This window comes from Winkia sp. C0117E2, assembly GCF_056590455.1.
Map to the genome: position 1 here is coordinate 236,749 of NZ_JBWPWD010000001.1, position 22,467 is coordinate 259,215.

Sequence of the window (22,467 nt, forward strand, 5' to 3'; positions counted from 1 at the left end):
GCCGTCGGGCGCACGCGTAAACTTGCAAGGGAAGTTCCAACCGATAGGAAGTACTGCAGTGAAAGTTTTAGTTGAATACCTCTACGACGAATCGAAGTCTGCGCAGATGGATGAGGTGCGGCCCAAGCACCGGGCTCACTTGCAGTCGCTTTTTGAAAAGGACATTGTGGTGGCTTCGGGACCGTTGGAGGGATCTGGAGCTCCTGGTGCGGTGCTTCTACTCAATGCTGCTTCCGAGGGCGAGGCGCTTGAGTTGCTTGGGGAAGACCCGTTCTTTGTTGGTGGTTTCGTAGCCAAGCGCACCGCACGTACTTGGAATCCTGTTATCGGGATATTTGCCTAGTGAGGAAGCTGCCGCCTGCTCTTTCCTCGTTTGCGGATCCGTTCATTATTGGGATTCTGCTTGTCCTTGCCCTGGGCATCTTTGTGCCGATTCCTTCCTGGGCTATCTCGGGCCTAGAGGTGATTGGTACCTTCGCGGTGATCGTGCTGTTCTTCCTGTATGGGGGAAGACTGTCTACTGCGGAGGTTATTGCTGGCCTGAAGAACATCAAGGTACAGGGCTCTGTAGCTGTGGCGACGTTCGTTATCTTCCCAATTTTGGGCTGCGTTACCTATCCACTTTGGCTATCGCTGCTCGGGAAGACTTTTGCCACTGGGATTCTCTATCTGACCTTGTTGCCTTCCACAGTGCAGTCGTCAGTAGCCTTCGTTTCTATTGCCCGAGGCAATATTGGGGCGGCAGTGTGTTCAGCGACCATCTCTAACATTGTTGGCATGGTCATTACTCCCCTGCTGGTAATGCTTGTCATGGGCACTTCTTCAGGGGTGTCTTTAGGTTCGATCGGAAACATTTTTCTGCAACTGCTCGTGCCTTTCATAGCCGGGCAACTACTCCAGCCGAAGATCGGAGGGTGGCTTCGCGCCCATAGGGGGCTTACTAAAGGGGTAGACCAGTCGACCATCTTGCTAATTGTGGCTTCTTCGGTTGCGGGAGCTACTGCCCGCGGGCTGTGGGCGCAGATTCAGCTGAAGCAGGTCCTGTTTCTGATATTGGCTTCTGTCCTGATATTGGCTGTGATGCTGGCGGTAACCTGGTTTGGTGCAAATGCCCTGGGCATGCCTATGGCAGATCGCATAGTCGTGCTCATGTGTGGGTCGAAAAAGTCCCTTGCAACCGGGCTTCCTATGGCAGCAATCATTTTCCCAACGGCTACGGTGGCTGCGGTTACCGTACCAATCATTGTTTTCCATCAATTACAACTAGTGGTCTGTGCGTCGTTGGCACAGACGTTGGCAAGAAGGAGGTCCTGATGAAGACTCATGAGTTTGTCATGCATGGGCATAAGATTATTGAACGCTGGCTCGAGGTACCCCTTGATTTCCGCACTGAAAGCGATCCGCGCACAATCACGTTCTTCTCCCGTGAATTTGTGCGGCAAGGCGGCGAAGATCGTCCTCTTTTGGTCTATTTGCAAGGCGGACCAGGCACTAAGGGGATGCGTCCGGCGAACCCCGCTTCCGGGTGGATGGATTGGGCCCTGGATCATTACCGCGTAATTCAGATTGATCAGCGCGGAACCGGGCTGTCCTCGCCAATAGATGCCCGCTACCTTTCCGAGCTTTCTGCCGAGGAAAGCGCTGCCTACTTGAGCCATTTCCGGCAAGACTCCATTGTTGCCGATTGTGAAGCTTTGCGCAGAGCACTTGGAGCGCCCCCATGGACGCTGGTAGGACAGTCCTTCGGCGGTTTTTGCATCACCGCCTATCTTTCCCTTTTCCCAGAGGGAATAGAGCGAGCCGCGATAACCGGAGGCCTCCCACACCTGGGGCACATAGATGACATCTATGAACTTACTTTCGCGCAGGCTATCCGCCGCAACGAACAGTTCGAGGACGTATACCCCGGCTCGGCCGAAACGATCCGACAGGTTGCCCAGCACATTAGCGAGGTAGACGAATACCTTCCTACCGGAGAGAAACTGACCGTGCCCAGACTCCGCATGTCTGGTCTGGGCTTAGGAATGACTGCTGGCTTTGATTCCTTGCACTATTTGTATGAAGATCCCTTCGCAGGTAGCCGCGGCTCCTCGCGCCGTCTCAGCTATTCGTTCCTTACTGACCTTGCCGGAGTGATCTCTAATGCGGCAGCGCCTCTTTACGCGCTCATCCACGAATTTACCTACGCCGGGGCGGGCCCTGCCGCTGCTGGGAAGGCAACGCAGTGGTCAGCACAGCGCCTAGCACAAGCCAATTTTGCTACTGATCCTAGCTCGGCAGAGCCCTTCTACCTGTCAGGGGAACATTTCTATCGGGAGGCTTTTACCGAAGATCCCGCTATGGCGGGGACTGTAGGGGCAATGGATGTACTGGCAGAGCAAACCGATTTCCCGCTCACCTATCTACCCGAAGTCCTAAACTCCAATCAGGTCCCTGTGGCTGCGGCGGTCTACCAGAACGACATGTTCGTGCCGGCCCCGCTCTCGCTCGAGACCGCTTCCCAAATTCAAGGGATCCGGGTACTTCATACCAATGAGTTCCAGCATGACGGCATCCGCACCAGGCCCACCATGGTGCACGACCTCTTAGCGATGACGTATTAACAGATTTTCCCCCTGCAATTGTAGGGGGAAAACTTTACTTTGCGTGCTTCTTTGTATACCACAAAGAGACGATTGTAGTTATCGCAATAACAATTATGATGTAGCCCATCGAGAACGCGATAGACGGCTCAGGAAGGGCCTGTGCCCAAGTTTCAGAACCAAATATTGGTGCCTCGTGCAGGGCGTGGAGGAATAGTTTCACTGCAATGAAACCAAGGATCAGCGCAAGCCCGTAGTGCAAGAACACTAGCTTCTCGAGTAAGCCACCAATCAGGAAGTAAAGCTGCCGCAAGCCCAGCAAAGAGAACGCATTAGTGGCAAACACCAGATACGGCTCGTTAGTTAGTCCGAAAATAGCTGGAATTGAATCCATTGCAAACATGATGTCGGCCGAGCCAATAGCAACAACACACAGCAGCATGGGAGTCAGGTAGGTTTTGCCACTGTGGCGGTGGAAGAACTTATCCCCCACGAACCCATCGGTGACAGGGAAGATCTTGCGCGCCCACCTAGTTAGGGCGTTCTCTTTGTATTCTTCTTGCTGTTCCTCTTCAAGGGAGCCCACGCCCTCGCGCGCCTGATTGATCGCGGTGTAAGCCAAGAATGCGCCAAAAAGGTAGAACACTGCCGCGAAGCGGTTGATAATAACCGCCCCCATCAAAATGAACACTAACCTGGCGAGAATTGCAATAACGATCCCCCACAACAGCACTATCTGTTGATCCCGGCGGGGAACCTTGAACCCAGTGATGATAATGATGAAAACAAAGAGGTTATCCAGCGACAGAGATTTCTCGGTCAAGAATCCCGCCAAATACTCAGTCGCGAAGGAACCACCCCAGATACCCCACACAATTAGTGCGAAGGACAGTCCCAACCCGACGTAGATGGCAGACCAAAGTGCTGCCTCTTTCAAAGTAGGTTCGTGAGGGGTACGAATATGGGCAATAATATCGAAGATGATCATGCCGATGATCATGGCGGACAGACCTATCCACCCAAGAATGTGTACGTCCAACTATTTATCCTCCGGTACCAAAAATACACGGAGGTCTCTTTCCGCCTGCAAGGCTATGGGACCGGGCTTGCGCCGTGATGACGACCCCAATGTTTCTGGAAGTACTCCCCTCCGCCTCAAGTGTACAAGGCGTGCGTCAGCTACGACGACGCTGACGCCCTAATGTGGTGCTTCGCATCTTGGCTGCCACCAACACGAGCACCACCCCAACCGTTCCCGCAATGGCAGCCACTTGCCATAGCTGCCGGGCAGGGAAAGCTAACGAGAAGAGGAATCGCAGATCTGGCACAGCAATGACACCCACGACAGCTGCGACCATAGCCCCCACCAGCAGGCCCCGCCAGGTCAACAAGGGCCTGGAAGCCAAAGCCAAGACTGTAGCCGAGATCAGGGCCAGAGTGATAGTAGCGACCGTGGCAGCATCGGCTCTACCGGCATGTATTCCCCTGGCAGTCCACCAGTATGCGAAGAAGACACATCCGGCCGCCACAACACCACTGGGCAGAGCGATTGACAGCGTGCGGCGCAAGAAGCCTCTGCGATAGCGCTGGTTTGTGGGCGAAAAAGCCAAAATAAAAGCCGGCAGCCCAATGAAGAACACGCTAATGAGCGTCAGATGCCGCGGCAAGAAAGGATACGGAATCGTAAAAATACTGACCAGGGCTGCAATGATTGTTGCGTAGACAGTTTTCGTCAAGAACAGTGACGATACCCTCTCCATATTCGCCAGTACTCGGCGCCCCTCGGCCACAACCGGTGGCAAGGCAGAAAACTCTCCGTTCAACAACACGATCTTCGCGGCAGCCTTGGTAGCCGGAGCGCCAGACCCCATGGCAACTCCCAGGTCAGCCTCCTTTAGCGCCAACGCGTCGTTTACCCCATCACCTGTCATGGCTACAGTGTGGCCGGTGGCCTGCAGAGCCTGCACAATATATTGCTTCTGTTCTGGCAAAACGCGCCCTAGCACATCAATATTCTCTAGTACCTCGCTTATCTCGCTAATGTCTCTAGGAAGGTCGCGAGCATCCCCTACCCGCGGAGATTCCATGCCTGCTTTTGCTGCCACCGCAGCTACAGTGACTGGGTTGTCACCCGAGATGATCAGGGAACGTACACCCTGCTGCCTAAAGTACTGCAAAGTGCGGTTTGCGTCCGGGCGAAGTTGTTCTACACACGCGATTAGTGCCCAGTCGGTTCGGGAAGGGGCAAGGTCAGAGTGTTTCCCGTCGGCTCTTACCAGCAGCAGTACTCTTGTACCGTTTTCTGCAGCCCGCTCAACGGCTTGCATAGTTTGTTCAGAGGTAGCAATAAATTCTGGCGCGCCCAAATACCACGTGACGCCCTGGGTAGTGAAGCTTGCCCACTTCCGCCCCGAGTCAAAGGGATCTATTTTGCCCTCAGCTGGTCCTATTTCCAGAGCATCATCGATGGCCTGCGCCGTTTCGTTTACGCGATCAGCTACCAGCGCCGCCAGAGCTCGTGCGGCCTCGGGCTCGCTATCGGCGAATGCCCTGGCGGGATCTTTCGGATCCTGCCACGCATGAAGTGGGCGGCCACCGCCTGAAAGTGGCACGATATCACCTAGCTCGATCCGACCACTCGTCAAAGTGCCGGTCTTATCCAGGCAGAGCGTGTCGACACGGGCGAGCACTTCAACAGCCGGCATCTGCTGGACGAGCACGCCTTTCTTCACCAGTTTTAGGGAGGCCGTAGCAAAGTTCACGGACGTCAACAACACGAGCCCCTGTGGAATCATCCCCACTATTCCGGCAATCACCGCAATAACTATGCCTCGCCAGGCACCGTTGCCTAGCGCCCGGTTCCATCCGCCGGCCACGTGGATTTGTGACCACGCCAGGATAAGCACCATGATGGGGATCGCCCGGCCAATAAGAACGATAATCCGGTTGATGCCGTCTGCGATCTCGGACTTGGCAAGCTTAAACTTTCGCACGTCTGCGCCCAGCCGAGCAGCGTAGGAATCATCTCCGACGGCCTTCACGCTAACCAGCGCACTACCTGCAGTAACGGTCGCGCCTGACAGCACTTCATCGCCGTTCTTTTTCTTCTGGGCTCTCGATTCACCGGTAAGGATCGACTCGTCGCAGGCAAAGCCTTGAGCTTCTTCAACTACCCCGTCAGCAGGAATCTGGTCGCCGCGTTTTATCCGCAGCCAGTCTCCTAACACGATCTGATCTGGCCGTAACTGCGTTTCCTGACCATCGCGAAGAACATTCAACGGGGAGGTATTCAAAATTGCGACCTTGTCCAGGGTGCGTTTCGCCCTCCATTCAGTAAAAATACCCGTAGCCGCATTTGTAACAAGAACCAGCCCAAATACCGCATCCGGCCAAGACCTCAGTGCTATAACCACTACCAAGCAGGCAGCCAAAATGGCGTTAAATAGCGTAAACACATTCGCTTTGACGATCTCGTGAAGAGGCCGCGACGTCGTCACGTGCGCCACGTTTACTTTCCCAGCCTGCGCTAGCTCACCAGCCTGCCTGGAAGTTAGCCCTTTCATCTAGTTAGCTGCCTTCATCTGCCGTAGTTCTTTCTTTAGGTCTGCTATCTCATCACGCAGCCGCCCAGCAACCTCGAATTGCAATTCCGCTGCGGCGGCGTGCATCTGCTTCGTCAGATCTTCTATCAAACCAGATAGATCGCCCTCTGCGGCGGAAGCCAGGCGGGCACGCACGGATAGATCTGCCTCACTAATTTCTTTTCGGCTCGGACCAGAGCGGGCCCCCCGATAGTGTCCTTGCAGTAGTTCTTCAGTATCTATGTCCTCGCGGGCGAGCATATCGGTAACGTCCGAGATCTTCTTGCGAAGAGGCTGCGGATCAATGCCGTGTTCCTTGTTGTAGGCCATCTGCTTTTCGCGTCGCCGCTCTGTCTCGTCAATAGCAAAACGCATCGACTCCGTGATGTTGTCGGCGTACATGTGGACCTCGCCAGAGACATTTCGGGCCGCACGGCCAATCGTTTGAATTAGCGAGGTAGTAGAGCGCAAGAACCCTTCCTTGTCCGCATCCAAGATAGCCACAAGTGACACTTCCGGAAGGTCCAACCCCTCTCTCAGCAGGTTGATGCCGACCAGCACATCAAATTTGCCTTGGCGCAGCTCTCGCAGCAATTCCACGCGGCGCAGCGTATCCACGTCCGAGTGCAGGTATTCGACTCGCACTCCTCGTTCGGCGAAGTAGTCGGTCAGGTCTTCAGCCATTTTCTTGGTCAGGGTAGTGACTAGGACTCGCTCTTCCTTGGCTACTCGCGCCTGTATCTCGCCCAGTAAATCATCAATCTGTCCCTCCGTCGGCTTCACGACTACCTTAGGATCAACCAGCCCAGTAGGACGAATAATCTGTTCCACCACTCCGTCCGACTTCTCTAATTCGTAATTTCCGGGCGTAGCTGACAGGTAGACTGTCTGCCCAATCCGCTCTAGGAACTCTTCCCACTTGAGCGGGCGGTTATCCATCGCCGATGGCAAGCGGAAGCCGAAGTCCACCAGCGTCCTCTTTCTGGACATGTCGCCCGCATACATGGCTCCAATTTGCGGCACGGTGACGTGAGACTCGTCAATGATCAGCACAAAATCATCTGGGAAATAGTCAAGCAGCGTGTTCGGTGGCGTACCGGGACCGCGGCCATCTATGTGCCTCGAGTAGTTTTCGATCCCCGCACAGGTCCCTACTTCGCGCATCATCTCGAGGTCGTAGGTAGTTCGCATACGGAGCCTTTGCGCTTCCAGCAACTTGCCTTCGCGTTCCAGCTCTGCCAGCCGCTCCTGCAGTTCCTTCTCGATCGACTCCAGTGCACGTTCCATGCGCTCCGGGCCGGCCACGTAGTGCGAGGCGGGGAAAATAAAGACCTGTTCCTCTTCACGAACCACGTTGCCTGTAAGTGGGTGCAACGTAGTCAACGATTCAATCTCGTCACCAAACATCTCGATGCGGATCGCCAGCTCTTCGTAAACTGGGATTATCTCGATTGTGTCCCCGCGGACTCGGAAAGTCCCCCGAGTAAAAGACATGTCGTTGCGCTGGTACTGCATGGTGACAAATTGGCGCAGTAGTACGTCGCGGTCGATCTGCATGCCCACTTCAAGGGCCACCATTCGGGCCACGTATTCCTGCGGCGTACCCAGGCCGTAGATGCAGGACACAGAAGAAACCACTACAGTATCGCGCCGGGTCAGCAACGAGTTCGTGGCCGAATGTCGAAGCCTCTCCACCTCGTCATTAATCGAGGAATCCTTTTCGATATAGGTATCGGTTTGCGGCACGTACGCTTCTGGCTGGTAGTAGTCGTAGTAGGACACAAAGTATTCGACCGCATTGTTAGGCAGCAGTTCCCGAAACTCGGCGGCGAGCTGGGCCGCCAGCGTCTTGTTCGGCTCCATGATCAAAGTTGGACGCTGAATCTGTTCGATTAGCCAGGCAGCGGTCGCTGACTTGCCTGTGCCCGTCGCGCCAAGCAGGACTATGTCCTTCTCGCCATTGTTGATCCGCTCAGCAAGCTCCGCGATCGCGGTAGGCTGATCACCCGAAGGCGAATACTCGCTAATAACCTCGAAACGTTTATCTTTGCGCTCAGCTTTTGGAAAGTCGGTCATCATGCCCTTTCAAGAAGTCTTGGCCAAAGCACCTCTTCGATGGCACGGCGGACTTCTTCTTGTTTGCCAGAGTTATTTACTACTACGTCTGCTACCTGCAATCGCTCAGTGTCACTAACCTGCGCAGCCATACGCGCGCGGGCTTCATCCTCACTCAAACCTCTACCAATAAGACGTTGCACTCGCACCTGCAGTGGAGCCCACACGATTAGCACCAGATCAGTCTCAAATCCGGTCTCGACTAAAAGAGGAATGTCATATACACGCACCTTGCCCGGCTCTACTGCGTCTAGGAATGAGCGTGCACGAGCCTGGATCAGTGGGTGCATAATTCTCTCCAGGCGGGCGCGTGCCTCATCATCGCCGAACACCCGTTTGGCTAGCTGCTGTCGATCTAGGCTGCCATCGGCACGAAACACCGCACTACCAAAAGCTGCTCGAATTGGAGGTAGTGCATCACCATCGCCGGCAGTTAAATCATGTGAGATCTGGTCAGCACTGACTACCTGCGCCCCTAGCTCCGCAAGCGTCGCCGACACCGTAGACTTGCCCGCACCTATGCCCCCAGAGACCGCCATCGCCAGTCCCTGACCATCGGTTTTCGGTAACCGATTTATCAACACCAATGAATCTAGAGCCACCCTGCTAGTGTAGCCGGATTTGCCCGCCCTCCCACATACGCAAACTAGCCAACAGCGAATTTTGATGAAACACTGACGAAGGTGAATGCCCCCAATAGTAAAGAGTGTTAATGACATCTTCAACTGAAGTTACAAAAAAGAAGCCTAAAAAGAAGGTCGATTATGCGGTCGCCGGCGTTTCTAAGTGGGTCTTCTACCCCTCTGTCGCCATCCTCGTATTGTTCGTCCTCAGCGCGATCGTGTTCCCCGAGCAATTCGAGAGCGCCATTTCTACCGTTTCCAGCCAAATCGTAGGTTCATTTTCTTGGTATTACGTACTAGTTGCCACGGGGTGTGTCATCTTCGCCCTCGTCGTGGCGTTTAGTAAGTTCGGCGATTTGAAGCTGGGGAAGGAAGATGAGGAACCCGAATACTCCACCATTTCCTGGTTCGCCATGCTCTTCGCAGCAGGCATGGGCATCGGTCTGGTTTTCTACGGTGCAGCTGAGCCGCTGTCACACTTCATGACTCCCCCTCCGGGGACTACTACGAGTGACGCCGAACATGCTCGCCTAGCGATTGGCACTTCATTCTTGCACTGGGGCATGCACCCGTGGGCAATTTACGCAATTGTTGGCCTATCCATTGCCTGGGCAGGCTTCAGGCGTGGCCGCCCCATGTCAATCAGGTGGACTCTAGAACCAGTATTGGGCGAAAAGCGAGTCAAAGGCCACTTTGGCGACCTGGTAGATGCAGTCGCGGTAATCGGTACCGTGCTCGGCATCTCCACCTCGCTTGGCCTAGGCGTAAACCAGGTGGCCGCAGGCATCGAATATCTGACCGGATTCCACGCCACCAAAACGATCCTAATCATCCTCGTTATCATCATTTCCTCCCTCGCGGCTCTCTCTGTAGCATCAGGGCTGGACGCAGGCATCAAGTTCCTATCGAACACCAACCTGGTCGTTGCTGCGCTGCTCGCCTTTGCCGTAGCCGCACTAGGCCCCACCACATTCCTGCTCAACGAGTTCGTCCAGGATCTTGGCACCTACTTTGGCAACCTGATCAACATGTCCTTTAGAACTTTCCCCTTCCAGGGCATAAAGGGCACCGAATGGCTAGCATCCTGGACCACCTACTACTGGGGTTGGTGGATGGCCTGGTCATCCTTCGTCGGGGTCTTCATCGCCCGAATTTCCAGAGGGAGGACAGTACGGGAATTTATCATCGGCACGATCGCAGCTCCCACTCTTGTCACCTTCGTGTGGTTCGCAATAATGGGGGGTAACGCGCTCTACCAGCAGATGTTCCGCGACGTTACATTCGCAGGTGCAGACGGAAAGATTGACGCTAATACAGCGTTCTTCCAGTCTCTTGAGAACCTGCCAGCCTCCCAGCTACTTTGCGGCGTGGCGATCATCGTAATCGTGATCTTCTTCGTCACGTCCTCAGATTCCGGGTCCTACGTCATTTCGATGCTTTCCACCGCTGGCAACCCTGATCCTTCCCTTTGGGTACGACTGACCTGGGCAGCTATGACTGGCGCGGTAACTGCAGCCGTTCTGAGCTCTTCGTCTTCTGACATCGGGTTGGCTGCACTGCAGTCGCTCTCGATTATGGGCGCACTCCCCTTCTCGTTGGTAATCATCGGTATGGCAATATCGGTGTGGCGAAATCTGGGGCAAACCAAGAAACAGATGGATAAGCAGGACCGCCGGATCCGACACGCCATGTTGGTGCAGGCTGTTTCTGAGGAAGTCACCGAAAACATCACTTCTACAAGCACGGACAAGTCGCACAGGCCGAAACCGATCACGGTCGCTCCGGAAGTGCGCAGGTACATGAAATCTTTCCGTGCCCAACGTCGTAAGAAGTAAAAGGGCATAAAATATGCTCCCCATCCGGGGAGCATATTTTATGTCTCAACTCTAGTGACGGGTGTACGCCTCCGAGTCCGAGTAAGCCTGTGCGTAGATGTCTAGAGCTTCTGGTTCAGTGATCATGACCGCTACTGAACACGCAACTAGCAGCAGTGCTCCCACAATTGCGGGTACGGGGGTAGACATGACCGCACCAGCAATGATTAGAAGTAAGCCCAGGGTGAACGCCATTATGTAGGCGATCGATCGAATATCTTTTCTAGTACCGGTTGCTGTTTTGACTTTTTCCATCACATCGTCCTTCCATCCTCGTATCCTCTGCCTTCTAGGCAGTTAATAGTTTGCGGATTAGGCAGGTAATGCACAACTGTCTAAAAAGTTTTGGAGCGTGCCAAGGTAGGGGGGCTTCAAAAATTTCAGATTTTGCTTCTTATAGCCCAACAGAAACAGTGGAGTTGGGCTCATGTCGAGCAACCTGTTAGCTCTGCTACAGTTTTTTCTCCACTGCCATTTAGAGCGCGCTAAGGGCGGGAAGGTTTCCCCTCCCGCCCCTTTATGGTTTCGCGCTTACAGCTCGCTAGCTATAGGCTTTCGCATCCACTCGGCAATCTGCCTACCAGTCAAGCCTTGACTTAGCAGGAACACCAGCTTCGCGTAGGTTGCTTCCAGGGTCATATCTGCAGCACCTACACAGCCCGCCGCTGCCAGCACATCTCCAGTTTCGTATGCACCTAGAACGACTTCTGCCTGGACGCACTGGGAAGCGATAACTACGGGCACGCCCGCTCGCACTAGCTCCCCCAGCACCTCTACGAAACCGGGTTCGTTAGAGGGCGCGTTGCCGACCCCAAAGGCCCGGACGATGACGGCCTCAGGCTTGGGAGTGACGAGTGCGGATAACCTCTCTGCTGTAATACCCGGCACCAGATCTATTACAGCCACGTCGTGCCGTTTGTAGGGGGCGCGGCTTTTGAAAGGGAATTCCTGTTCCCGGGCGATTGTTTCGGGCTTATTCCAGTGCCAGGGCCCACCCGCAATCGCCAATGGGGGCACAGCAGGAGTAGCGAATCCTTCGAATCCCCACGAAGAAACCTTCGTTGCCCTATTACCGCCAAGTAGGTGGTCACCGAAATAAAGGCTCACTCCTTGCGCTTTGCCAGAGGAAGCGGCGGTGAGTGCCCCCATGACATTCTTGCCGGCATCTGACCCCGGAGCTCCCAGAGGTAGCTGTGAACCGGTAATCACCACTGGCTCCGACTTGCCGACTCGTGCATACGACAGAGCTGCCGCAGTATAGCTCATGGTGTCTGTTCCATGCAGCACGACGTAGGCGTCTGCTCGGTACGTGTCGAGGGCGGCCAAGATTGCTTCCCAGTCGTCTGGGGTCGCGTTCGAGGAGTCAATAAGCTTATCCAGCTCAGTGAGGCCGACTACCCCTTCAAGATCGGTTCCAGCCAGCAGTTTTTTCAACCATCCTTCAAGGTCCGCCCCCGGAATTAGCCCGTTCGGAGAAGACACCATTCCGATGGTGCCGCCAGTGTAGATAACCCGAATACGCACGCTTACTCCTTAGGAAGCTCCTCTATGTTTTCATCAAGCATAGAGTCCATTAGGTCCGGATCGATACGATTACGCACTGCGAACCAACCAATCACCATCGCAATAGCTACGCCAACGAACATGTACAGGGTCTGCCTGCCAATCCCATCCGTGTCAAATACCATCGAGACGATCACGCCGGCGAAGAATACGATAGCTAGCAGGTTTGACCAGGGCGCCAGCGGCAACCGGTAGTCCGGCCGCTCCACTTCCCCGGCATTTGCCTTGCGCACAAACACCCAGTGAGAAACGAGGACCGAAATCCAGGTTCCAGCAATACCGATGGCAGCCAGATTCATTACAATCTCGAAAGCGTTGGTCGGATAGACGTAGTTGATAAGGACGCCGATCAGCCCGAGCAGTGAGGTAATCGCGATGCCGCCTGTCGGAACCTTGTGCTTGTTAAGCCGTGCAGCAATCTTTGGCGCTTCGCCTGCCACAGCCATCGAACGCAACGTGCGCCCAGTAGCGTAAAGGCCGGCATTTAGCGAGGAGAGCGCTGCAGTCAGCACCACAACCTGCATAATGTCACCAGCATGGGGAACGCCGATACCGGTAAAGAATGTCACGAATGGCGACTCTTCCTTCGAATATGCAGTCCAGGGCAACACCAGCGTCATTAGCACCACAGAACCAACGTAGAAGAAGGCAATGCGCAGGATCATAGAGTTAATGGCCTTAGGAAGGACGTGGCGAGCCTCCGCAGCTTCACCAGCTGCTACTCCGACCATTTCCGTTCCGCCGAACGCAAAAATGATACCGAGCGAAAGGGTAAACATTGGCAACACGCCCATCGGGAAGAAACCGCCATTTGCAGTTAGGTTATGGATTCCCGCGTGCTCACTGCCCACTGCCGCACCAGTCACGATCGCCCAGATAGCAATTACCATGAACGCAATGATTGCCGCGATCTTGATAGCTGCAAACCAAAATTCAAACTCGCCGAAGAACTTGACGCTGAAGATGTTCAGCGTAAAAACCACAGCCAGCGCAATCGCCGCAAGAATCCATTGCGGAATATGACCGAACAAAGACCAGTAGTGCAAGTAGAGCGCAACTGCGGTAATATCTGCCATCACCGTGACCGCCCAGTCTAGGAAGAATAGCCATCCAGTTGTATAAGCAGCTTTCTCCCCAAGGAATTCGCGCGCATAGGAAACGAACGCACCCGAGGACGGACGATGAATGGTCAGCTCCCCTAGAGCGCGCACCATGATAAATGCGAAGAACCCACATAGGGCATACGAAATAGCTAGGGCAGGTCCTCCCTGTGCAAGGCGGCCACCTGCACCAAGGAACAGCCCGGTGCCAATGGAGCCGCCAATAGCAATCATCTGAACGTGGCGGTTTTTTAACGCCTTGTCGTATCCAACGTCAGATTTATCCTGCTTGATCTGCGTTTTCTTTGCCTCAGACATTTTGAGTACCTTTTCTTTTGTCTTGGAACAGTATTGATCTATCACCTAAATCTCTACGGACAGTAAGTCTTAGGTCATAGCAGTAAAGAAACTCCAAAGAGAATACCATTTGTTTATTGTTAACATACCTAGAGTTAGGTAAGAAAATCCGTTTCGTACTCGTCTTTGAGCCCTAACTAGTCCTGGCTATGGCTTCTCAATAGCATTCTGCCTAATCTCCCGGTTATTGACTCTCTGTAGCGACTTACCGTATTACCTTTTCCACTCACCAATGAATGAAGGGGCATCCGCGTATGCATTTTATGTTAGCCATAAAGCGCTAGAGCCGGTTTGCCTTTTACACAATTTAGGTTTTCTGATCTGCTCTAAATGTAAAAGTGAGGGGCAGTGTAATAACTGCCCCTCACTTATCCCGATACTCTGCTAGTCCTCCAGCGCCTGTCCTGCTTCAGCTACCTTCTCGGCAGCTGCCTCTGCTGCTTTCTGCGCGTTTTCCGCATTGTCAGCCGCAGCCAGCGCAATATCTTGCGCTTCTTGCTCTTCACCTTCTGCGGTCACTACCTCCTCCGCCACAGCAGCTTCCTCTTGCTTAGCAGAGTCTAGTTCCTCTTCAGCTTCTGCCTGACGGGCTTCAGCCTCGTCGTTTTGCCGCTGCGCTTCCTCAACCTGTGGGTCCGCAGCCGCCTCCTCCTTAGCCTTTTCTATTTCTGTCTCAGCTATCTCTTGACGCTGGCGAGCCTGCTTGGAGGCTTCTTCAGCTTGCACCTGTGCGCTTCCTGCTTCCTCAGCGGAAGCAGAGGCACTGTCTGCCACAGCCTGCGCCTTCTCTGCTTCAGCTTTAGCCTTATCCACCTTTGCCTGGGCTTCTTCTAGACGTTCCTGCTTGGTGGCATTATTGATGAAGCCAGCTGGGTCTTCCGTAGGCAAGTTCTCGCTGCCAGCGATGTAACCAGGATTATCTCCTAGTTTCTCTCCTTCATAAGTAATGTCACCAGTTACGTCCACCCCAGCTATCAGGCGGGTTGAGGCTATCTTGTAGGAATCAGACTCAGGCAATTCGCCTACTGGGTAGAGCCGGTGGGCCACGTAAATACCGCCCGTCTTAGTGGTGGCTACCCCCAGTCCTTGGTAGGACCAGTCCCGCAGCATGTTCTTGTTATGCCATTCCGACTTCTTCCAAGCATCAAAGACTTCGTCGGCGAGCACCAGCGGACTACGCCACTTTCCCCCTCCGACCCAAGCGATGTTCTCAGCGTGGATGTACTTCAGTCCGTCTATGTACTTCAGATCCATTCCGCTAATAAGGTCACTAGCGTGTATCAGGTTGTCCTCCTGGGCCATGAACTGCGCCCAGGTCCTTGAGGCATGATCAGCTGCATGGTTGGCAACTAGCGGACGAAGCCCGGCCTTCTCGCGGTAGGAATTTATCTTCTCCATTAGCATGTGTGCGATCAGGGTCTCCCGGTCATGCACAGAGACTTTGCGCCAGTCCCCGATTGGCCAGCTCTGGCCTTCTGGAACTTCTGCTTCGAGGGAATCGTAGGCCGCCTGAGTATCAACAACCACCTGCTTAGCTTCTTCGGCAGCAGCTTTCCTCTGCTGAGCAACGGCACGAGCCGATTGTGCTACGTGTTTTGCCTCAGCTACATTGGCCACAGCCTTCTTTACTTCCGCTTTCACCGCCTCGAGTCGGAAGAGAGCTGCTTCTACTGACTTGTTCGCAGCAACTTGGGCCCTCAATAGCGCGGCATTAGCATTCTTCGTTGCAGTCCTACTTGCGGCTACTCTTTCTTCAACCTGTTCTACCTTCTGCTTGGCTGCCTCCAGTTTGGCTTTCACTTCGGCAAGCTTTGTCTGCTTCTGTTTGAGCTGGGCGTTCGCTCCCTGCAAAATCATCTCGGCTTGAGCCGCCTGATTCTTGGCCTGTGAGTACGAGGTACGGGCTGCTTCGAGGGCCTCTGTCAGGGCTGCCTGCGCGTCGCTGCCGGGCTCTCCGGTTCCCCCACCAGGATTACTGGGCTGGGTGGCATCTGGGGCCTGTTCTCCAGCGCCCGGTTTAGCTGGCGAGGTCGGACGGGATTTCGCTACCTGATCCTGCTTATTCTTGCCAGGACGAGTAACCGTAACCGGCTGGACAAGACTAGAGTTCCCGCCTACCTTGGTGGCCGGATTGAGGGTCCCACCTTCCGTTTTCTGACGAGGAACCAGGGATTGCAGCTGGGAGTTTTGGGACAGGTCGGCGGTGCCCTGAGAATGGTTATTTTCGGATTCTGCTGGTGTGCCAACTGTTCCAGTATCCGCCACTCCCGGCAGCTGTTGCGGGTGAGATGCCTCCTCCTTTTGATCCTTACCTTGACGTTTCGGAGAATCCTTCTTAGGAGTCTGTTTTTCTTCCGCACTTCCCGTCGATCCGCCTTGTGCGCTCGGCGAGGAAGCCGACTTGAGTGCATTTTCAGTTTGCTCGTTATTGGTGGAGCATGCACTCAACGAAGCAACAGTTATGGCGGCTAAAGCTGAGGCTGCAACAACCTGCCGAGGGCGGAACATGTTCTTAGTAGCCAATTTTTACTCCTTCTTAGAAGTTTCTTCGAATTGGCAACCCCACCCACGCTGTGGGGCCGCCAAGGCAGCCACAGAATGGCACTATTGCAAGAAAAATGAAACCTCATTCAGGGCCGCACGAAAAACTGGCGCAAATTAATACATGAGCGAACGCACACTCCGTCCGGCGCAACAGGCTAAGGTCCTACAAATCCGCTTTTCGTTGGAATTTAGCGGAATTTATACCAGATTCAAAGATTTCAAGCGGCTTTCCCTCTCGACAGGCGAGACGGGGCCATAATAATAAAACCCGCAGCCTCAGCTGCGGGTTGTTTGTGGAGCTAGGGGGATTCGAACCCCCGACCTCTTCCATGCCATGGAAGCGCGCTACCAACTGCGCCATAGCCCCTTGGGCTGTCCCGTTCGGACTCCATAAGCTTAGCGGGCGGAGGGCGAAAAAACCAAATCGAAATAGCGTGTCCCTGCTCACGATTTGAGTTTGTGGCTACACTCCAACGTTATGGGCGGTAAGACGCCATCCCGGAGCGCGGGTGCCAGAGGACAGAACCGACCAGTGACAGTTATCCGGCCCACCGATGCCCTGCCAAACCGATGCGTCCAGGCGAAGCACTCCAGCAATTCCCTGGCTTATTGCAGAACCGTGCGAAACAAATAGCGCGGCTCCATCAAGATCAGCGGTCACTTCGGCCACCACCTCCCGGAAACGCTCTGCTACTTCGCATCGTGGTTCTATCTGCAACTGTGGGCATTCCCCACAGACCTTGTAACTGGCGTATTCGGCAGTAAAATCCAACTTAAAATCGTCGAAAGTACGCCCTTCAACCTGCCCGTAACTACGCTCAATCAGCCTCGGGTCGGTTTCTACATCCAAGCCGAGCCTGCTGGCAACAGCTTGCGCAGTGAGCTTAGCTCTAGATAGTGGCGACGAAATAATACGTTCAAACGCGAACTGGCGGGCTAGAGCCTCGCCTGCTCGTTCAGCCTGTTCGACACCCGTCTGATTCAGGGGAATGTCGACTCGCCCTTGGTAGCGCCGTTGCAGGTTGAAATCTGTTTGACCGTGGCGCAGAAAGACGATCTGGCTCATGCAGTCACCGCGGCAGGAATACTTTGGATATCTGCCGAGATATCAATGCGCGGGCAGTCTTTCCACAGTCGTTCAAGTCCGTAGTAGTGACGTTCTTCGGGCTGGAACACATGGACCATAAGTCCATCGGCCTCTACCGCCACCCATGAAGCGGCCTCCAAGCCTTCCCGCCTCTGCACAGAGAAGCCTAGTTCGCGCAATTCATCTTCTACCGCAGACACGACAGCCTTGACCTGCCTATCCGTGTCGGCACTTGCAAGAAGGAATGCGTCTGCAAAAGGCAATCTAGAAGAAACATCAATTGCGACAATATCTTCGGAAAGTTTGTCTGCCGCAGCTTTTGCGGCAACGTGGACAGCGGACAGGACAGTATCGCTAACAGCCACAGGGCTCCTAAGGTAATTCGGTTATAAAGGTCAGGGCTAACACCCAGTTACAGCATATCTAGGAACCGGGGTAAGGCATATTAGACACGAACTTTTCCGCGATTTATCCCGCTTACAGATCCTGGTACAGATCGTATTTGTCTACATAGCGCACTACCCCGTCAGGAACCAGATACCAGATAGGCGAACCCTTCGAGGCACGTTGGCGCACGTCAGTTGAGGAAATAGCAAGAGCAGGCACCTCCAGCAAGCTCATCACATTGTCATTGGCAACGCCCTCAGGAAGTTCATGCCCCGGCCTGGATACCCCCACAAAATGGGCCAGCTTAAACATCTCTTCGTGGTCCTTCCACTGCATGATCTTTGCCAGTGCGTCTGCGCCCGTTATAAAGAAGAATTCGGCATCTGGGCGTTCTTCACGAAGGTCGCGAAGAGTATCGATCGTATATGTCGTGCCTCCTCGATCAATATCTACCCTAGATACCGTGAAGCGAGGGTTTTCAGAGGTAGCGATTACCGTCATCAGGTACCTATGCTCCGGGGGTGTCACTCGCCTACCCTTTTTAAACGGCTGGGTCGCGGTGGGGACGAATATTACCTCGTCCAAATTGAAGACATCCTGCACTTCAGAGGCAGCTACCAAGTGTCCATTATGGATCGGATCGAAGGTGCCGCCCATAATCCCAATTCGCTTAGATTTAGTTCCTGGCCCCACTGCCATTGTCGTTCCTCTCTAAAGTTAGGGGTAATGATACCGCGAAAGTGCAAGGGCTATCCCCTAACATGTCCCCGCCCGGTATATACCCAGGTAGTAGTTGTAAGTTCCTCTAACCCCATAGGACCGCGCGCGTGCATTTTTTGAGTCGAGATACCAATTTCGGCGCCGAGCCCAAGCTCCCCACCATCAGTAAATCTTGTGGAAGCATTTACTGCTATTGCGGCGGAATCTATCTGCTCGGTGAATTCTTCTATTACGCGCGCGTCCGTAGCCAGCACCGCTTCTGTGTGGCCAGTTGAGTGCGCGCTAATAAACGAAACAGCTTCTTTTAGCCCAGATACCATTTTCACTGCCATATCCAACGACAGGTATTCGGTATCCCAATCGCTCTCAGTGGCTTGCAACGCTTGTGGGACAAGTCCGCGCACCTGCGGGTCAGCGTGCAGACGCACGCCCGCCTCCAGCAACTTCCTGCACAACCTAATTACTGCCTCGGCGCCAACATTTTCGTCGATCACCAGGGTTTCTGCGGCATTACACACGCCCACCCTAGAGGTCTTTGCGTCTAATACCACGGCCTCTGCCTGGTCTATGTCTGCACTGGCGTCAACGTAGATGTGGCAATTGCCTGTTCCAGTTTCAATGACCGGAACCTTCGCGTTTTGTACCACTGTCTGGATGAGGGATTTACCGCCCCGAGGGATTAGCAGATCGATCGAGCCGCGAGCAAGCATCAATCCTTTCGCCCCTTCCCTACCCAGGTCATCTAGGGATTGAATCAGATTGGGATCGAATCCAGTCCGAACTAGAGCCTTCCCGATCACCCGGATCAGGGCAATGTTGGAGTAGCGGGCAGCTGAGCCCCCTCGTAGCAGCGCCGCATTGGAAGATTTCAGCGCCAATGCGGCCACGTCTACAGTCACATTGGGGCGGGCTTCATAGATGAGGCCGAGTACCCCAATTGGTACCCGCCTCTGCGTCAGGTCCAACCCATTCTGTAGTCGACTTCCCCGAACTATTTGTCCGATGGGATCAGCCAGGGTTGCTACGTGCCGCACTGCGGCGGCAATATTTTCAAGGCGGTCTTGGGTTAACGTAAGGCGATCAAGCAGTCCGGCGCTCATCTGCTTGTCTTTGCCTGCTTTTACATCTAGGCGATTTGCGTGGAGCACCTCTTCAGCGTCTTGCAAAAGCTGGCCAGCGATTGCATTCAAGGCCGCGTTCTTTTGCGCAGTGGTTGCGCTGCGTAGCTGCCGTTGCGCCTTACGTGCGAGCTGTGCTCGCTGCACTATTTGATCGTTCATATTAGAATCCCGCTGCTTCTACATCTGTGGCTCTTACCGACATATCGTCGCGGTGGACTACAGGTCTTGCCACTTCTCCAATTTGCGCAATTATTTCTGAGGTTAGGCCTTTGATCTGTTCGATTTCTACCGACGAGAAGCCAGCTACTCCCCTGCCTAGGACGCTGTCCTGGTAACGCATTTCTACCACCGAGCCGGCGGGGAATGTACCTTCTACACCTACCACTCCAGCAGCTAACAACGAAGAATGTTTTTTCCCTACGGCTAGCGCTGCACCCTCGTCAATTTTTACGGAACCTGCCACACGGGCGGCGTCCGCTATCCAGTCCGCCCTAGAGGGGCGGCGCTTGCCACACCCCTTAAACCAGGTGCCTACGTCAGCCCCGGCCAGCCCTTGCGAAAGGTCATCTGCGGCCAGTAGCAGAGTGTCAATTCCCGAGGACGTGGCCATTGTCGCGGCATGTAGCTTGGTGACCATGCCCCCTGTGCCGATCTCCTTGCCAGCCCCGCTCGCCCGCACTCCGGCAACATCGCTGGCACTGCGGACGGTCTTGATCCGTTTTGCTCCTTCAAGTGAGGGCGGCTTGTCGTAAAGACCGTCCACATCGGTGGCCAATACCAGAAGATCTGCATCAACAAGTTGGGCAACCAGTGCTGCCAACCTGTCGTTGTCGCCGAAACGGATCTCGCCGGTAGCAACCGCATCGTTTTCGTTTACGATCGGCACTACCCCAAGACTCAACAACTTCTCGAAGGAGGCTTTGGCATTCTTGTAATGAGACCGGCGCATCACGTCATCGCCTGTCAGTAAGATCTGCGCAACTAGTTTGTGGTGGGCTTGGAAAGCAGCAGACCAACGCGCCACCAAGAGTCCCTGCCCCATGGCGGCACAAGCCTGCACCGCGGCCAGATCGCGAGGGCGGCGAGCGTATCTCAGTGGCGTCATGCCGGCCGCTACCGCACCGGATGACACTATCACTACCTGCCCACCCCGGTTACACCGGCTGGCAACTAAGGCTGCCACCCGGTCAAGCCGGTTTAGGTCTAGCCCGCCATCAGAGCGGGTGAGCGAAGAAGAACCTAGTTTTACAACGATTCTTCTGGCAGTAGCTATTGCTTCTACAGGTCGGGATCCGTCCATAGTCCCTCTTCCTTCTCGGCAGCCAGCTCAGAGCGAGCCGCAGCCTTTGCATCCATGCGCGAGTAGTAGTCACGGCGCTTTTCTTCCCTGGTTGGGCGGGAGCGTTGGTCCAACCTTAGGTCTTCGCCGCGGCGGCCGAGCAATTCGGCTCCGGTAGACATCGTGGGTTCCCAATCGAACAGGACGCCATCGGTTATATCACCGATAACTACAGTGTCTCCGGCATGCGCCCCGGCTTCTAGCAGCAGATCTTCCACTCCTGCTGCGTTGAGCCTGTCTGCCAAGTATCCAACCGCTTCATCGTTACCGAAGTCTGTTTGGATTACCCAGCGCTCCGGGTTGCGACCGCGCACCTGGTACAGCGGCTCTCCGTCCCGAGTATGCTTAGTGACCGTAATCTTCGGCGCCCCTACGGGGGCAGGCCGAAGCACCTGCCGCACTTCCGGTTCTGCCGGCATCTTCGCCCTCTGTTCTTCCACAAGCTTGCCGAGGGCGAAAGACAGTTCGCGCAGCCCTTCATGAGAAAGTGCCGACACTTCGTAAAGTGGCCATCCCCTCTGCTTTAGCTGTTCGCGCACCAGATCCGCCATGTCTTTGCCATCAGGCAGATCGACCTTGTTGAGGACGACTACGCGCGGGCGCTCCGCTAGAGGAATCACGCCCTCCAGCTTGTCTAGATCAGATTCGTAGTTAGACAGCTCGTCCTCGATAGTTTGCAGGTCATCTACGGGGTTGCGATCTGGCTCGAAGGCAATCGCATCCAGGACGTGCACAATAACCGAGCACCGCTCAATATGGCGAAGGAAGTCCAGACCCAGGCCCTTGCCCTGCGACGCTCCGGGAATAAGACCCGGCACGTCCGCAATGGTGTAGCGGAACTGATCGGCCTTTACTACCCCCAGATTCGGAACCAGCGTCGTAAAGGGGTAGTCTGCGATCTTGGGGCGAGCAGCCGACAAAGCAGCAATTAGCGAGGACTTGCCACTAGATGGGAAGCCTACAAGCGCCACGTCGGCGACAGACTTGAGCTCCATGACAACTGTCGCCTCGCTGCCCGGTTCGCCTAGCAGCGCAAACCCCGGCGCCTTGCGTTTCTTCGAGGAAAGCGCACTATTGCCTAGCCCGCCGGCACCGCCAGACGCGATCATGTATTCCTGGCCTTCAGCAGACAGATCGGCCAGCACATTGCCGGCCTGATCCTTGATCACGGTTCCCTGCGGAACCGGCAAGATTAGATCCGCTCCGTTCTTGCCAGAACGCATATCCCCCATACCTGGAGTGCCATTTTCTGCGCGCCGATGCGGCAGGTGGTGGAAGTCCAAAAGCGTGGTCGTACCCATGTCTACGCGGGCAATCACCGAACCACCGTGACCGCCGTTGCCACCGTCGGGACCGCCCAGCGGCTTATATTTTTCACGGCGAATAGAGACACAGCCGTGACCGCCGTTGCCACCGGCAGCACTGAGGGTTACTCGATCAACAAAGTTAGCCATTGGTTACTCCTTACAAGTAG

At 54.8% G+C, this 22,467-nt stretch carries 18 protein-coding genes and 1 tRNA gene; 4 read left to right on the forward strand and 15 right to left on the reverse strand.

Translation table 11 applies throughout. The features are described 5' to 3' along the window. The first annotated feature begins 58 nt into the window (after window positions 1–58). Genes AC1EKG_RS01065 through AC1EKG_RS01075 form a run of 3 tightly spaced genes read left to right on the forward strand, consistent with a single transcriptional unit; the run spans window position 59 to window position 2,603 of the window. Window positions 59–343 (forward strand): YciI family protein, encoded by a 285-nt coding sequence (locus tag AC1EKG_RS01065; protein ID WP_082149289.1) that lies wholly within the window; start codon window positions 59–61, stop codon window positions 341–343. Beyond that, window positions 343–1,314 (forward strand): bile acid:sodium symporter family protein, encoded by a 972-nt coding sequence (locus tag AC1EKG_RS01070; protein ID WP_048707400.1) that lies wholly within the window; start codon window positions 343–345, stop codon window positions 1,312–1,314. The genes AC1EKG_RS01065 and AC1EKG_RS01070 overlap by 1 nt, the downstream gene beginning before the upstream one ends. Next, window positions 1,314–2,603, forward strand: coding sequence for an alpha/beta fold hydrolase (locus AC1EKG_RS01075; protein WP_070424985.1), 1,290 nt, complete (start codon window positions 1,314–1,316; stop codon window positions 2,601–2,603). The genes AC1EKG_RS01070 and AC1EKG_RS01075 overlap by 1 nt, the downstream gene beginning before the upstream one ends. A gap of 34 nt (window positions 2,604–2,637) precedes the next feature. Here AC1EKG_RS01075 and AC1EKG_RS01080 read toward each other — a convergent pair whose 3' ends face one another. The 4 genes from AC1EKG_RS01080 to coaE form a co-directional block, all read right to left on the reverse strand. Next, window positions 2,638–3,621 (reverse strand): TerC/Alx family metal homeostasis membrane protein, encoded by a 984-nt coding sequence (locus tag AC1EKG_RS01080; RefSeq protein WP_048707404.1) that lies wholly within the window; start codon window positions 3,619–3,621, stop codon window positions 2,638–2,640. Window positions 3,622–3,757: 136 nt separating this feature from the next. Further along, window positions 3,758–6,145 carry an HAD-IC family P-type ATPase gene (locus tag AC1EKG_RS01085; RefSeq protein WP_048707406.1) on the reverse strand — a complete coding sequence of 796 codons (2,388 nt, stop codon included), beginning with the start codon at window positions 6,143–6,145 and terminating at the stop codon, window positions 3,758–3,760. Next, entirely contained in the window at window positions 6,146–8,239 is a 2,094-nt protein-coding gene (gene uvrB, locus AC1EKG_RS01090) for an excinuclease ABC subunit UvrB (RefSeq protein WP_481067718.1), read from the reverse strand. It abuts the gene before it with no gap. Then, entirely contained in the window at window positions 8,239–8,880 is a 642-nt protein-coding gene (gene coaE, locus AC1EKG_RS01095) for a dephospho-CoA kinase (RefSeq protein WP_204369650.1), read from the reverse strand. Before coaE ends, uvrB begins: the two co-directional genes overlap by 1 nt. Window positions 8,881–8,990: 110 nt before the next feature. Between coaE and AC1EKG_RS01100 the strand changes: the two genes are divergently transcribed. Beyond that, window positions 8,991–10,736: a BCCT family transporter gene (locus tag AC1EKG_RS01100; RefSeq protein WP_004805006.1), complete on the forward strand. Its 1,746-nt coding sequence runs from the start codon at window positions 8,991–8,993 to the stop codon at window positions 10,734–10,736. 51 nt (window positions 10,737–10,787) lie between these two features. Here the strand turns inward: AC1EKG_RS01100 and AC1EKG_RS01105 are convergent, their stop codons facing one another. The 11 genes from AC1EKG_RS01105 to obgE form a co-directional block, all read right to left on the reverse strand. Beyond that, window positions 10,788–11,030 (reverse strand): hypothetical protein, encoded by a 243-nt coding sequence (locus AC1EKG_RS01105; protein WP_004805004.1) that lies wholly within the window; start codon window positions 11,028–11,030, stop codon window positions 10,788–10,790. Between the two features lie 276 nt (window positions 11,031–11,306). Further along, window positions 11,307–12,299, reverse strand: coding sequence for an asparaginase (locus tag AC1EKG_RS01110; RefSeq protein ID WP_481067706.1), 993 nt, complete (start codon window positions 12,297–12,299; stop codon window positions 11,307–11,309). Window positions 12,300–12,301: 2 nt separating this feature from the next. Beyond that, window positions 12,302–13,756 carry an amino acid permease gene (locus tag AC1EKG_RS01115; RefSeq protein ID WP_481067707.1) on the reverse strand — a complete coding sequence of 485 codons (1,455 nt, stop codon included), beginning with the start codon at window positions 13,754–13,756 and terminating at the stop codon, window positions 12,302–12,304. Between the two features lie 423 nt (window positions 13,757–14,179). Next, the gene (locus AC1EKG_RS01120; RefSeq protein ID WP_048707418.1) at window positions 14,180–16,318 is read right to left on the reverse strand and encodes a CAP domain-containing protein; all 2,139 of its coding nucleotides are present in this window, start codon (window positions 16,316–16,318) and stop codon (window positions 14,180–14,182) included. A gap of 315 nt (window positions 16,319–16,633) precedes the next feature. Beyond that, window positions 16,634–16,706 (reverse strand) — tRNA-Ala (locus AC1EKG_RS01125). Window positions 16,707–16,802: 96 nt separating this feature from the next. After that, complete coding sequence (locus AC1EKG_RS01130) at window positions 16,803–17,405, reverse strand: histidine phosphatase family protein (RefSeq protein WP_048707422.1); 603 nt, start codon at window positions 17,403–17,405, stop codon at window positions 16,803–16,805. Further along, a complete protein-coding gene (gene rsfS, locus AC1EKG_RS01135) occupies window positions 17,402–17,791 on the reverse strand; it encodes a ribosome silencing factor (protein WP_048707424.1) in 390 nt (129 codons plus the stop codon). The genes AC1EKG_RS01130 and rsfS overlap by 4 nt, the downstream gene beginning before the upstream one ends. 112 nt (window positions 17,792–17,903) lie before the next feature. Further along, on the reverse strand, window positions 17,904–18,512 hold the full coding sequence (nadD, locus tag AC1EKG_RS01140; RefSeq protein ID WP_048707427.1) for a nicotinate-nucleotide adenylyltransferase: 609 nt from the start codon (window positions 18,510–18,512) through the stop codon (window positions 17,904–17,906). 50 nt (window positions 18,513–18,562) lie between these two features. Beyond that, entirely contained in the window at window positions 18,563–19,813 is a 1,251-nt protein-coding gene (locus AC1EKG_RS01145; RefSeq protein WP_048707430.1) for a glutamate-5-semialdehyde dehydrogenase, read from the reverse strand. Window position 19,814: 1 nt separating this feature from the next. After that, on the reverse strand, window positions 19,815–20,954 hold the full coding sequence (gene proB / locus AC1EKG_RS01150; protein ID WP_481067708.1) for a glutamate 5-kinase: 1,140 nt from the start codon (window positions 20,952–20,954) through the stop codon (window positions 19,815–19,817). Beyond that, the gene (gene obgE, locus AC1EKG_RS01155; protein WP_048707436.1) at window positions 20,933–22,447 is read right to left on the reverse strand and encodes a GTPase ObgE; all 1,515 of its coding nucleotides are present in this window, start codon (window positions 22,445–22,447) and stop codon (window positions 20,933–20,935) included. The genes proB and obgE overlap by 22 nt, the downstream gene beginning before the upstream one ends. Between the last annotated feature and the right edge of the window lie 20 nt (window positions 22,448–22,467).